Raw genomic sequence first — 13,069 nt, forward strand, 5'->3', positions numbered from 1 at the left:
CAATCGAAGGGAACTTTATCTGCAAAACGTATGTTGAAACATATTTCAGGTAAAGAGAAACGTCTTATGCGAGATGTAAACCACACAATCTCAAAAAAAATTGTGAAATTCGCAGTTGAAAAAGGTGTATCTGTAATAGGTCTGGAAGATTTATCAGGAATACGTGATTCCACGCTTCCCAAAGTTTCTAAAAAGAGAAGGCATAATCACAGTAGTTGGGCTTTCCGCCAATTACAAACATTCATTGAATACAAAGCAAGAGAAGCAGGTATAATCACTCATTATGTTGACCCATCGTATACCTCTCAAACCTGTATTCGATGTAATCATATCTCAAAAAACAATCGTAACAGGTTGTCTTTTAGATGTGAAAAATGTGGTTATGAGAACAATGCCGACCTAATCGGTGCAATGAATATTGAACACAAAACACGGGATTACAGGTATATCCTGGAATCTCAGGGGTGCATGTCAGCCACCCGGACGAATGCTTAATTGACATTCAAGCCCCTTGCCGTAAGGGAGGGGTAGTTGACATCCTTGTATACAAATGCAAACCACAACAAAAAGGGAAACGCTGCCCTGCCGATAGCATAAATATAGAACAATTCTCCGGCTACAGAGATGAAATTGAATTGCAGTACTATGACCACCAGAGTAAATAATAGGATCAAAATCGAACCCAAAAAGATAAGTTTCAGCCTTCTTTTATTATCTATCGGGGTAGCCATGATAAGTGCAATAAAAGGTACAAGGTTCATAGGCAGATAGATCATCTATACCTATCTATATGATTATGATTATATTATTCAGGCAAATCTTCAGGTATTACTACTAAATATTCAGTAATTGCCGGATATTATATTTCATATGTTGCAACAACCTCGCAGCAATGTGTTTTTTAATAAGCATGCAATACATCCTCTTTTACTCAAAAAAACAATGTTTCTAAACTCATTTCTTCATTTTGTCTTAGTAAAATCAATAAAAAGAGTACAAAGGAAGCCTTTCAGGAAAAGTTATTTACATTTCAAAACAGAAGTTGTTTGCAGTCATTATTATGGGGGTATTTAGTGGAAGTTTTTGAAGCAATAGAGAAACGCACCAGCATCCGGCAGTTCCTTCCCCGCAAGGTCGCTGCCTATACTCTGGATAAAATACTTTATGCAGGCACCCAGGCACCGAACGCCTTTAACAGCGAACCCTGGGAGTTTATTCTTGTCAAAGAGGAGAAGCTAAGGGCACAACTCGCAGATATGAGAAAAAAGGCACCAGAGCAGCAGAAGGCCATCGAGACCGCGCCCGTTATTGTCGTGGTTTGTTATAACAAGAAGTTGGGGGACGAGGCTGTGGGTTCAACATATGCCTGCATAGAGAACATGCTGCTTGCTGCAACTGCTGAAGGACTGGCGGGGGTCACCCTTACATTCCATGGGAAAAAAATAATGGACATGTTCGCCATTCCGGATGGTTTTGATGTGGCAGCCGTAATTCCCATGGGATACCCTGCAGAATGTCCTGAAAAACCTTCTCGTGTGGCAGTAAGGGATAAAACGCACATAGATAAGTTTTAACTACTCACGTTATCAAATATACTAGCTACTGATTGTGGGAGTTGAATAAATTGCAAGATATACTCAAAGATGTAGATGTAGAACTCGAGAACATTAGGACGATTGAAGAAGCAGTGGAAATGGCGATTGCTCTGGAGGACCAGGGGTATGATTTCTATCTTGAAAGGGCTGAACTTTCCGGCAATCCCGGGGCAAAGAAAACCTATGAGTTCCTGGCCGAGGAAGAAAAGCACCATGCTCAATACCTTCACAAATTCCTTGAAGGAAAAGAAGTCGAAATACCTGAATCCAAGATACCTGATTTCCGTGGATCTTTGAACGTGGAATTCACAGAAAACAATCTGGAAGAGATCGGCATTATGCTTGGTGCACTGCGTTTTGAAAGAAAGAGTGAATATTTCTACCTTGAACTCGAAAAGAAAGCCACCGAAAGGGAAGAACAGGAATTTTTCAGCAAGATCGCCAAAGTTGAGCGTGACCACTATGAACTCATTGATGGTTTGCTGGATGAAGCTACCGGTTTCAGGATGCAGACATAAATTTGGCAGGTGAATTTTGTGGATACTCCAGAAGAGCCACTTGAAATTGCAGAAGGGGTTTACTGGGTTGGCGTAATCGACTGGAACCTGCGTGATTTCCACGGTTATGAAACTCCCCGCGGGGGCACATATAATGCTTACCTTATAGTAGATGAAAAGATCACCCTCATAGACACTGTAAAAGCATCCTTTGCAGACGAGATGATCGAAAGGATCAGCAGAATAGTGGACCCCGCAAAGATCGATTATATAGTAGCCAATCATGTGGAGATGGACCATTCCAGTGCCCTGCCACGGGTCATGGAAGTTGCTCCTAATTCCAAAATATTTGCCACAGAAAGGGGCAAAACAGGACTGAATGAATATTATGCCGAATCCGGATGTAGTGGCTGGAACTTTGAGACGGTGAAAACCGGGGATGAATTAAACACCGGCAAAAGGACCCTGATGTTTATTGAAGCGGTCATGCTCCACTGGCCCGACAGCATGCAGACTTACCTCAAAGAGGATAATATTCTCTTTTCCAATGATGCATTTGGCCAGCATATTGCCACCTCCAGGAGGTTCGATGACCAGGTAGAAGACGTGATGGAAGATGCCGCCATATATTTTGCCAATATACTGATGCCCTTTACATCCCGAATACTCAAACATCTTGAAACTGTCGGGAAACTAGGGTTACAGATAGACATGATAGCTCCGTCCCACGGTGTTATCTGGCGCAACGATCCTCAACGGATAATCGATGCCTATGCAAAATGGGCTTCCGGGACAAGTGAGCAAAAAGTGCTTGTGATCTATGATACAATGTGGGGCAGCACCGAAATGATGGCAAAAGCAATTGCAGAAGGAGTGCGGGCATCAGGCACTGAGGTTGTCTTGTTCCACCTGCGCAAAAATGACTGGAGCATGCTCATCAAGGAATTAATGGAATGCCGGGTCTTTGCCCTTGGATCTCCCACAATGCACAATGGGATGTTCTTCACAATGGGTGGTTTCCTGACGTACCTGAAAGGTTTGCGCCCCAAAGACAAAAAAGTATCATTCTTCGGATCCTATGGCTGGGGTGGTGGTGCAATCAGACAGATGAAAGAGGCACTCAAGAATACCAAAATGGAATTTGTGGAAGACCCTTTGAAAGTGAAATTCAGACCTGAAAAGGAAGATTTAGAGGATTGCAGGCTACTGGGAATAAAGTTGGGTGAAATTGCCCGGTCCTGATTATTCCCAAATCTTTTTATTTATATTGAACAAACAATGCAAGGAGTGATATAATGAAATTCGAAGATGAACTTGAGATGGAATTCTATGAACGTTCCAAGAAAAATGCTGAAACTACCGGGTACAAACTTAATTCAGACTATGATGTTATCACCACGGCGGTAAAAAATATCGCTAACAATAAGCGCAAGTATGGTGAATGGTACTGCTTCTGCCAGAAAAGAACAGGGGATAAAGAAAAAGATAAGAAGATTATCTGTCCGTGTGCCCGTCGTGCCCGCGATGTTGAGACCCGTGGTTCATGTAAGTGTGGATTGTACATTAAGTAATGATATTAGAAGATTGCAAGTATAAACAGGTCCAAACTAAATTTCATAGTCGATCTTGCAATCCTTTTTCTTTTTTTGGTCGTTGCCTTTACAGGCTTTTATATGTATATTTTTATTCCTTCAGGAGTACCACAGGGCCGTAACCAAATATATATGGGTCTTACAAAAGCAACCTGGACGATGATAAATAGGGTTTCTATTATACTGACAATCGCTGTTCTGGTACATACTTTACTTCACTACAAATGGCTGTCATGCATGACAAGCAATCTCCTGACAAACTCTAAAGAGTGTGAAAAATAATCCTCTGCGATGGTTAGATATATTTATATGGGTGGTTCAATCTAAAGTCTGTGTTCACCGGAGGCTATCCGTTATATCGGTGTATTATATCATTGTTATCACATGGAGAATATTAAAATGAAGGTACTAGTCAGTGATTCGTTATCAGAGGAAGGAGTGGCAAAACTTGAAGAACATTTTGATGTGGAGGTTTCAACAGGCCTTTCCGAAGATGAGCTTGTTGAGAAGATCGGAGATTTTGACGCCCTTGTAATACGCAGTGGAACACAGGTTACTGCCAGGGTAATCGAAGCCGCGGATAAACTCAAGATTGTAGGGCGTGCAGGAGTTGGAGTCGATAATATTGATATTCCTGCAGCTACAGAGAAGGGAATCATTGTGGTGAATGCACCGGAAGGTAACATGCTTTCAGCTGCGGAACATACAATTGCAATGATGCTTTCGATGGCACGCAATATACCACAGGCAAATGCTTCACTTAAAGCAGGTAAATGGGAGCGAAAAAAATTTTTAGGCGTTGAGGTAAATGGAAAGACCCTTGGGGTGATAGGCCTGGGCAGGATAGGTGCCGAAGTGGCCAAAAGAGCACAGGGACTTGAAATGAATATCCTTGCCTATGACCCGTTTGTAAATGAGGACAGGGCTAAAGAACTGGGCGTAGAACTGGCACCTGTAAAAGATATTGCAAAATGTGCCGATTTCATTACCGTACATACACCATTGACTAAGGAAACCCGCAATATCCTGGATACTGAAGAATTTGATCTTATGAAGCCTACTGCTAGGGTCATTAATTGTGCCCGTGGCGGAATAATCAATGAAGACGCACTAGGAGAGGCTCTTAAAAATGGCAAGATCGCGGGTGCTGCCATAGATGTCTTTACAAGTGAACCCCCTGAAAACTGTTCTTTTGTTGGATTGGAAAATGCTGTTGTAACCCCCCATCTTGGTGCATCGACCGAAGAGGCACAGGTCAATGTGGCTGTATCCGTAGCAGAAGAAGTGATATCTGTATTAAATGGCGGACCTGCCCGCAGTACGATCAATATTCCCTCTATAAAACCGGAAATAATGTCCACAATTGCACCTTATCTTGAACTTGCGGAGACCCTGGGAAGTGCAGTATCCCAGCTGATGGACGGCAACTATGAGAAAGTCGAAATTGCCTATAAGGGAGATGTTGCCGGCAAGGATACCCGGCATCTCACACTTGCGGCACTTAAAGGTGTACTGAAGACCATAATGGGTGCTGCTGTAAATTATGTAAATGCTCCTTCAATTGCTAAATCCCGGGACATTGAAGTCGTGGAGAGTAAATCCGAAAGAGTAGAAGAATATTCATCCAGCATAACAATCAAACTCAGCAAGGATTCCATTTCCAAGAGTATTACCGGTACGGTTGTAGAGGATGACTTGAGAATAATCATGATCGACGGGCAGAGGGTAGATCTTGCGCCTTCAGGTTACATGATCGTTTCCAACCATATAAACAGGCCCAATGTAATCGGCCCCTGCTGCATAATACTGGGAAATCATGAGATCAATATTTCCGGCATGCAGGTCGGTCGTGTCCAAATATGTGGGAAGACCATTATGGCATTGAATGTGGATTCCGAAGTATCAGAGGAGATCCTTGAACAAATTCGCCATGTTGATGGTATTATAGATGCCAAACTGGTGTCTCTCTAAGTAAAATAGAATCGACCCAAACACATGATGAAGAAAAGGATTTACCACCGATTCCCGCGCAGGGAGGTCCAGTTTGAGCAAAAGAACCGGTATTATTCGGATTTGCCCTATCTTGTGAAAGTGATGGCTAATACGGATGGCAGGTTCGGTATGTTTGTTACCGAATCTGTTACAAGAAGAGGTTACCGAATACAGGCAAAACGTGAAATCAAAGTTGAAATTGTCATGAATGGTATTGATTTTTCACCATTGAATTATCGTAATGCTGATTCTGTTGTTGGCACAATTGAACCTGAAGGGATGGTGGATTTCCGTATCTCACTGAAATACAGTTATCTGGATGGTGAATATAGCAGGGTTCCTTTCAAAGGTGATGTCTTCCTGGTAAGGGCAATACTTGAAGGGGATGTCCTTACCCTTCGTATCAATCATATTGATGGACCCGGCAGAACCGAATGTGGAAGAATTGCTGATACAATTGTTGATGAATTAAGACGTGAATCCTGATGGATGAATTGAAGTATGTGGCAGCAGCTCCCTTCAAAAGGAATGAAGGCAGTTCAATGCTGCCACAGGATTTTGAATTTTCTCTCTCCTTTGACCTTAAGTGGATGACACCCGAACAGGCATCCAGAATACTGGATATTGCTTTAAATTCTCATTTGCTTTATATGGAAGATGAGCATTTGCACCCTGCATTTGATCCATCGACAGTTGATATCCCGAGAGGATTCATCCCTTCAAAAGACATCCTGCAACAGGTAACCCTTGTAGATCAGATTCTGGAATACATCGCATCCTGCAGTAATATGGATCTGAAACAGGTAGTATCACTTGTGAATAATCGGCATGAGAATCTTTCAGGTATGGTGGATGTTGAAGTTGCCGCCCTTATTATCGGAAGAGAGCTTGATTGTGATATGGACAAATTCTATGAAAAGGTCCTGCAAAACGTTTCAATTAACGGTTGACTAATGCACAATCTTTATCTATTAGTAATTTAATTACATCCCACACTCCCTATCTATTCACCATGTTCGAACGCAAATTGTGCGTGAGTGAGAGATATTCTTGCAGAGGGACATTATGAGTAAAAAAACACAAAACAAAATTGAAAGGAAATCAGATCCAAGGGTTCCTTCCCTGATTGTCAGCCTTAAGGAACAGGCACGTCAGGAAGATGCTCCGATCTGGAGAGATATAGCCAGAAGATTGGAAAAACCAAGGAAGAATTATGCCGAGGTAAACCTTAGTAAACTCAACAGGAACGCAACAGAGGGCGAAATTGTTCTTGTTCCGGGAAAGGTACTTGGTGCCGGCACTCTGAAACGCTCCGTGGCTGTTGCAGCGCTTGGTTTCAGTGCATCTGCAAAGGAAAAAATCGCAGAAAATGGCGGCAGATGTGTCACTATTGAAGAGATTATGAACGAAAAACCGGCAGGCTCCGGTATCAGGATCTTGATCTAAAGGCAGGTGTTCTATAATGACAGTTATCGATGCAGATGGACTTATTATGGGAAGGCTTGCAAGCAAGGTTGCACATAGGCTTCTTGCTGGTGAAACCATATCCATAGTCAACGCCGAGAAAGCTATAATCTCTGGAGCAAAAATAGCTACCTACGAAGATTACGAGCATAAAAGGTCACTTGGAAGCCATGAATTTGGCCCATTTTTCCCAAAAAGGGCAGATAGGATACTTAAAAGATCTGTCAGGGGAATGCTCCCATACAAAAGAGCACGTGGTAAAGACGCTTTTGCACGCCTCAGGGTTTATATTGGCATACCTGAAGAATTTGGAAATGCTGAATTAGAGGCTGTAGAAGGAACAAATATCGACCGCCTGAGTACTGCAAAATATATTACCATCGGGGAATTGAGCAGAAAAATGGGTTCAAAATTCTAAGGAGAATCATAAATGACCAACAAAGTTTGTAATACTTCAGGGAAGAAGAAAACAGCCATTGCCCGGGCAACTGTCAGTAAGGGCGTTGGCAAAACCCGTGTTAACAAGAAACCTCTGGAAGTTTTAGAACCAGAATTTGTAAAACTTAAAATCATGGAGCCCCTCATGCTTGCTGAAGATGCCGCATCCGGCATTGATATCGATGTAACAGTAAGCGGAGGCGGAATTATTGGTCAGGCAAATGCAGTGCGTACCGCTATTGCAAGGGGTATTGTAGAGTGGACAAATGACACTGCTCTTCGTGATGCATACATGGCATATGACCGCAGTCTTCTGGTAAACGACTTCAGACAGAAAGAATCCAAGAAATTTGGCGGACCTGGCGCTCGTGCCAGATACCAGAAATCTTACAGGTGAAAGCATAAATGTTACCAGTTCGCTGTTTCACATGTGGCAAGGTAATTGCAAATTGCTGGGAAGATTACAAAAGGCGAGTTGAGCAGGGAGAAGCACCTGCTGCCGTACTTGATGATCTGGGTATCACCCGCTACTGTTGCAGACGTATGATCCTTGCACACGTTGAACTTATCGATGTAGTTGCACCATACCAGTAAGGGACCGTAGGGTAGGCTGGACCATCCTTCGGCGTTCGGGACGCCGGTACCTGAGTTCGAATCTCAGCGGTCCCATCCCTTTATACTAAAGGAATTGGTAAGTGTATGAATAGTTAGCAAACCACATTCGGAGGGACTCCGAATATCCCTATATATTTCCGATTAATATTGATAAATGGACTTTTCTAGATCCAGTAAATTCCACGTCATCCATCCTATTGTAACTTCTGCCAGGGTGATTAATTGAGCAAAGAGAAATTTACAAAGTATGAACGTGCGAGAATCATTGGAGCCAGGTCCCTACAGATTTCAATGGAAGCTCCTGTACTGATTGATATCGACAGCAATGATTCCTTACAAATCGCTAAGTTTGAATTTGAAAAGGGTGTCATCCCTATTACAGTAAAAAGAGATATTTCATCATGAGGTGAACTTTATGGAAGAAGATCAGGTTATTGAAGAAACATTAGATGAACAGGTTGAACAAAAGGTGGAGGAGGCTCCTGTAGAAGCAGAAACTCCAAATGTCGAAACTACAAAAGAGGAAACAACAGAAGCAGCTGATCCGGAAGGTCCTGCACCGGATTCAACTTCCCTTGTTCCGATAGACGAGTATCTTGCATCCGGAGTACACATCGGTACCCAGCAGAAGACACAGGATATGATGAAATTTGTATACCGTGTGCGTACAGATGGACTTTATGTTCTGGACATACAGGCTACAGATAGCAGAATAAGACAGGTCTCTCACTTCCTCTCAAAATACGACCCTGCAAAAATACTGGTCGTGTCCGCAAGGCAGTACGGCCAGTTCCCTGCCAAAATGTTCTCCAAAGCAATTGGAGCAAAATCAATGGTAGGACGTTTTATCCCGGGTACCTTAACCAATCCTTCAATTGAAGGATTCTGCGAGCCCGATGCAATAATGGTTACCGATCCTGCAGGTGATGCACAGGTAATCAAAGAAGCTGTCAACATCGGAATTCCAGTTATAGGACTTTGTGATACCAATAACATGATATCAAATGTTGATCTGGTAATCCCAACAAACAATAAGGGACGTAAAGCACTTTCCCTCATATACTGGCTTCTTGCAAGGGAAATCTCAAAAGAAAAGGACATTCCATTCAATTATACCATGGAAGACTTCGAAGCAGGTCTGTAAGTCTCCCGGTTAATTCCGGGAATAACTTGCTCCCATCCATATCACTTATATAATTATTCCCTCCTAACCGTAAGAGGGGTATTATTATGAGACAGCCAACAGTAGCAGGCCAGTTCTATCCTCTGGGTATCAAACCCCTCAAGAAAGAGCTGAGCCATTGTTTCAAGGATTTGGAATTGGTCAGCGAGGATGCATATGGTATAGTTGTTCCTCATGCAGGATACATGTTTTCAGGCCCGGTGGCGGCTTATGCCTATTCGAAGTTGCCAAAGGCAGACACCTATGTAATATTCGGTCCCAATCATACGGGATATGGATCTGCAGTGGCACTATCAACTCAAACCTGGTCCACTCCTCTGGGAGATATTGAAGCCGATGAGAATATGGGAGAAATGCTTGCAGGATCAATAATCGACATGGATGAAGTTGCCCATATGTACGAACATTCAATCGAGGTCCAGTTGCCTTTCCTGCAGTATCGTTTCGGTGATTCATTCAAAATTCTTCCAATATGCATGGGTTTGCAGGATATAGATACTGCCCGGGAAGTCGGTTTGGAAGTTGCAAAAGCTGCGGAGAAATCCGGGAAGAAAGTGGTGTTTATAGCATCAAGTGACTTCACCCATTACCAGCCACATGAAACCGCAAAAGAGACAGATATGTATCTGATTGACTCACTGTTAAATATGGATGTTGAGGAATTTGACCGCAGACGAGAAGAACTTTCCGCAACTGCATGTGGATATGGACCCATTGTAGCAATGTATACTGCAGCAGAATATATGGGAGCAAACACTGCAGAATTACTGAAATATGCTACAAGCGGAGATATGACCGGGGATTATTCAGCAGTTGTTGGATATGCAGCCATACTTGTGAAATGATCCAGTAAAGGGAAAAAGAATTCATATGATAACCTGTTCAGCACCGGCAAAGGTGTACCTTTTTGGGGAACACGCCGTCGTTTATAATGAGTCGGCTATTTGCTGTGCTGTAAATATTCGTACCAGGGTAAATATTGAATATTCAGAAAATATTGTGATCAATTCATCCCTTGGGACTACAGGTATTGATTATGAAATTCATCCCTATGTATCTGCCGTTGTGGAAAAAATAAGAAAAAAATCGCCGTATAGAGGAGTATCAATATCCATTGAATCGGATATCCCTGTGGGCTCAGGGCTTGGCTCCTCTGCGGCGGTAGTTGTGGCTACGATTTGTGCTTTTAACAATCTTTTAAAACTTGGAATGGATAAGGAATCCATAGCATCCTTTGGACATTCAATCGAAAAAGAAATACAGGGAGCTGCAAGTGCTACGGACACCTATGTATCTACAATGGGTGGGACCGTTGCAATACCTGCACGACAGCATCTGAAAAATCCCCTATGTAACCTGATAATAGGTAACACCAATGTGTTTTCCTCCACAGGACAACTTGTAGCGAAAGTCGCATCTCTTAAAAGTATATATCCGGAAGTTATCACCCCCATTCTTTCTACTATAGGAAAAGCGTCTTTGAGAGGAGAAAGCCTTCTGGAAAATGAGGATTACAGGTCACTTGGGGAACTTATGAATGTAAATCAGGGTTTACTTGAAGCAATCGGTGTGGGTTGTGATGAACTTTCCAGACTTATCCACTCAAGCAGAACTGCCGGTGCACTTGGTGCCAAGATTACCGGAGCAGGAGGCGGTGGATGTATGGTTGCCCTTGCAGAAAATGAGAATATTGATGCCATATCCAGAGAGATCAAAAACGCTGGCGGAATCCCCATCGTAACAGGAGTTACGGATTCAGGTGTAAGGGTGGATTTTGATAATGAATGAGAAAACTAACGATATTACCGTATTGAAAATCGGCGGTAGTGTCATCACGGACAAGAGCAGTGATGAAGGAGTAGCCAAAGAAAAATCTATAATGCGAATTGCCCGTGAAATTTCTTTCTTTGAAGGTCGTCTTATTATTGTACATGGTGCCGGTTCATTCGGCCATCCCCAGGCACAACGGTACGCCCTTGCAGACAAATTTTCCGCGGAAGGCTCCGCAGTCACCCACAGATCGGTCGCCTCATTAAATGAATCGTTTGTAAATGCTCTTGCACAAATGAATGTTAATGCAGTAGGAGTACATCCCATGGGATGTGTTGTAGCAAAGAACGGGCGCATATCCGAATCATTCCTCCCTGCACTGCAAATGATGCTTGAAAAAGGAATTACACCGGTACTTCATGGCGATGTTGTAATGGACACTATAAAAGGTTCTTCAGTAATCTCCGGGGATCAGATAGTTCCTTATCTTGCTTCAAAACTCAATGCATACAGGATAGGTGTGGGAAGCGCAGAAGATGGCGTACTTGATGAACATGGCCATCCCATTCCACTAATTACTCCGGATAATTTTGAAGTTGCCAGTAGGCATATAGGAGGATCGGAGAATACCGATGTAACCGGCGGAATGCTGGGCAAGGTAAAAGAGATGCTTGAGATGTCCCGGCAAACCAAAGTACCTTCTTACATCTTCAATGCCAATGCATGCGGTAATGTAATGAGTTTTCTGAGAGGGGAAATGATAGGTACTGTAATTAAAGACAAGGCTTGAATAATTGGGATTTTTATGAGTACTTCCAGCAGAAAACTAGAACATATGCAACTTTGTGCCCAGCAACAGGTTGAATCCAGAAAAGCCGGACCAGGATTTAAGGACGTAAAACTTGTCCACCGTGCACTCCCGGAGATGGACATGGATTCAATGGATATTTCCACGAGTTTTCTGGGAAAAAAACTGGATGCACCTTTCATGATAGCCTCTATTACAGGCGGCCATCCCGATACGACACCGGTAAATGCGGCACTTGCAGAAGCCGCCGAAGAAACCGGTATTGGAATAGGTGTAGGAAGCCAGAGAGCTGCCATAGAAGATACGGTTCAGGAAGAATCATTCAGTGTAGTAAGGGATAAGGCTCCTAATGCTTTTGTTTATGGTAACATTGGAGCGGCCCAGGTCAAGGAATACGGTATAGAAGGTGCAGAAAAACTTGTTGAAATGCTTGATGCTGATGCCCTCGCTGTACACTTGAATTTCCTTCAGGAAGCAATTCAACCCGAAGGTGACAGGGATGCCACCGGATGTATTGGAGCAATCGAAGAGATATGTTCAATCGATGTACCAATTATAGTAAAAGAAACCGGGGCAGGTATTTCCCGGGAAGATGCCCTGCTATTGAAAGAAGCCGGAGTAGCGGCTATCGATGTGGGCGGTGCCGGTGGGACCAGCTGGGCCGGTGTGGAAGTTTATCGTGCCAAACAGAGAGGAGACCGTATTTCTGGCCATCTAGGAGAACTTTTCTGGGATTTTGGAATTCCAACTATCCCCTCCCTGATTGAATGTCGTGTGTCTCTTCCTCTCATAGCTACAGGGGGCGTACGTACCGGACTTGATATTGCCAAATCCCTTGCAATTGGAGCAAACCTGGCCAGTGCAGCCCTGCCTTTCGTGGCCCCAGCCCTTAAAGAAGGGGATTCTGTAAAACAACGTCTTGAATTAATGTTTGAGGAACTGAAAGTTGCAATGTTCCTCTGTGGCTGTCCTGATATTGAAAGCCTGCGGACCTCATCGTCCGTGGTGCTTCAGGGTGAGACCCTTGAATACCTGGACCAGCGAGGCTTTGACATCCGCGATATTGAATTACGTTCTAAATTACTTTGAGATTATTACTGAATCAAGATCATTAA

General features: G+C 43.2%; 20 protein-coding genes and 1 tRNA gene. 20 read left to right on the top strand and 1 reads right to left on the bottom strand.

The window, feature by feature from the left end:
- Positions 1-495, top strand: a 495-nt coding sequence (locus CP947_RS06405; protein WP_143745135.1) for an RNA-guided endonuclease InsQ/TnpB family protein, incomplete at its 5' end; no start/stop codon positions are given.
- Here the strand turns inward: CP947_RS06405 and CP947_RS06410 are convergent.
- The gene (locus CP947_RS06410; protein WP_207891991.1) at positions 492-776 is read right to left on the bottom strand and encodes a hypothetical protein; all 285 of its coding nucleotides are present in this window, start codon (positions 774-776) and stop codon (positions 492-494) included. The two genes, CP947_RS06405 and CP947_RS06410, sit on opposite strands and share 4 nt — an antisense overlap.
- Before the next feature lie 297 nt (positions 777-1,073).
- On the opposite strand from CP947_RS06410, the gene CP947_RS06415 reads away from it, so the two are divergent.
- From CP947_RS06415 to fni, 19 genes are all read left to right on the top strand, one after another.
- Positions 1,074-1,574, top strand: a complete 501-nt coding sequence (locus tag CP947_RS06415) for a nitroreductase family protein (RefSeq protein WP_164909070.1) — start codon at positions 1,074-1,076, stop codon at positions 1,572-1,574.
- Positions 1,575-1,624: 50 nt separating this feature from the next.
- Positions 1,625-2,113, top strand: coding sequence for a ferritin family protein (locus CP947_RS06420; protein ID WP_096712406.1), 489 nt, complete (start codon positions 1,625-1,627; stop codon positions 2,111-2,113).
- Between the two features lie 18 nt (positions 2,114-2,131).
- Positions 2,132-3,334: an FprA family A-type flavoprotein gene (locus CP947_RS06425; RefSeq protein ID WP_096712407.1), complete on the top strand. Its 1,203-nt coding sequence runs from the start codon at positions 2,132-2,134 to the stop codon at positions 3,332-3,334.
- A 53-nt stretch (positions 3,335-3,387) separates the two neighbouring features.
- Entirely contained in the window at positions 3,388-3,663 is a 276-nt protein-coding gene (locus tag CP947_RS06430; RefSeq protein ID WP_096712408.1) for a ferredoxin-thioredoxin reductase catalytic domain-containing protein, read from the top strand.
- Between the two features lie 45 nt (positions 3,664-3,708).
- Positions 3,709-3,966 (top strand): DUF4405 domain-containing protein, encoded by a 258-nt coding sequence (locus CP947_RS06435; RefSeq protein ID WP_279387844.1) that lies wholly within the window; start codon positions 3,709-3,711, stop codon positions 3,964-3,966.
- A 117-nt stretch (positions 3,967-4,083) separates the two neighbouring features.
- Complete coding sequence (serA, locus tag CP947_RS06440; protein ID WP_096712410.1) at positions 4,084-5,655, top strand: phosphoglycerate dehydrogenase; 1,572 nt, start codon at positions 4,084-4,086, stop codon at positions 5,653-5,655.
- 24 nt (positions 5,656-5,679) lie between these two features.
- Entirely contained in the window at positions 5,680-6,162 is a 483-nt protein-coding gene (locus tag CP947_RS06445) for a hypothetical protein (protein WP_096712411.1), read from the top strand.
- Positions 6,162-6,626: a DUF2240 family protein gene (locus CP947_RS06450; protein WP_096712412.1), complete on the top strand. Its 465-nt coding sequence runs from the start codon at positions 6,162-6,164 to the stop codon at positions 6,624-6,626. The genes CP947_RS06445 and CP947_RS06450 overlap by 1 nt, the downstream gene beginning before the upstream one ends.
- A gap of 115 nt (positions 6,627-6,741) precedes the next feature.
- The gene (locus CP947_RS06455) at positions 6,742-7,122 is read left to right on the top strand and encodes a 50S ribosomal protein L18e (protein ID WP_072360924.1); all 381 of its coding nucleotides are present in this window, start codon (positions 6,742-6,744) and stop codon (positions 7,120-7,122) included.
- 16 nt (positions 7,123-7,138) lie between these two features.
- A complete protein-coding gene (locus tag CP947_RS06460; protein WP_096712413.1) occupies positions 7,139-7,558 on the top strand; it encodes a 50S ribosomal protein L13 in 420 nt (139 codons plus the stop codon).
- Between the two features lie 12 nt (positions 7,559-7,570).
- Entirely contained in the window at positions 7,571-7,975 is a 405-nt protein-coding gene (locus CP947_RS06465) for a 30S ribosomal protein S9 (protein ID WP_072360921.1), read from the top strand.
- A gap of 8 nt (positions 7,976-7,983) precedes the next feature.
- Entirely contained in the window at positions 7,984-8,172 is a 189-nt protein-coding gene (locus CP947_RS06470; protein WP_096712414.1) for a DNA-directed RNA polymerase subunit N, read from the top strand.
- Positions 8,173-8,247: transfer RNA gene (locus CP947_RS06475), tRNA-Pro, on the top strand.
- A 168-nt stretch (positions 8,248-8,415) separates the two neighbouring features.
- Entirely contained in the window at positions 8,416-8,598 is a 183-nt protein-coding gene (locus tag CP947_RS06480; protein ID WP_096712415.1) for a DNA-directed RNA polymerase subunit K, read from the top strand.
- Between the two features lie 10 nt (positions 8,599-8,608).
- The gene (rpsB, locus tag CP947_RS06485; protein ID WP_096712416.1) at positions 8,609-9,337 is read left to right on the top strand and encodes a 30S ribosomal protein S2; all 729 of its coding nucleotides are present in this window, start codon (positions 8,609-8,611) and stop codon (positions 9,335-9,337) included.
- An 80-nt stretch (positions 9,338-9,417) separates the two neighbouring features.
- Entirely contained in the window at positions 9,418-10,221 is an 804-nt protein-coding gene (locus tag CP947_RS06490; protein ID WP_096712417.1) for an MEMO1 family protein, read from the top strand.
- Between the two features lie 25 nt (positions 10,222-10,246).
- Positions 10,247-11,164, top strand: coding sequence for a mevalonate kinase (locus CP947_RS06495; protein ID WP_096712418.1), 918 nt, complete (start codon positions 10,247-10,249; stop codon positions 11,162-11,164).
- Positions 11,157-11,936, top strand: a complete 780-nt coding sequence (locus CP947_RS06500) for an isopentenyl phosphate kinase (protein ID WP_096712419.1) — start codon at positions 11,157-11,159, stop codon at positions 11,934-11,936. The genes CP947_RS06495 and CP947_RS06500 overlap by 8 nt, the downstream gene beginning before the upstream one ends.
- A 9-nt stretch (positions 11,937-11,945) precedes the next feature.
- Entirely contained in the window at positions 11,946-13,043 is a 1,098-nt protein-coding gene (fni, locus tag CP947_RS06505) for a type 2 isopentenyl-diphosphate Delta-isomerase (protein ID WP_096712420.1), read from the top strand.
- Positions 13,044-13,069: the final 26 nt, after the last annotated feature.

Source organism: Methanohalophilus euhalobius, assembly GCF_900215215.1.
In the GTDB taxonomy this organism is placed as follows: domain Archaea; phylum Halobacteriota; class Methanosarcinia; order Methanosarcinales; family Methanosarcinaceae; genus Methanohalophilus; species Methanohalophilus euhalobius.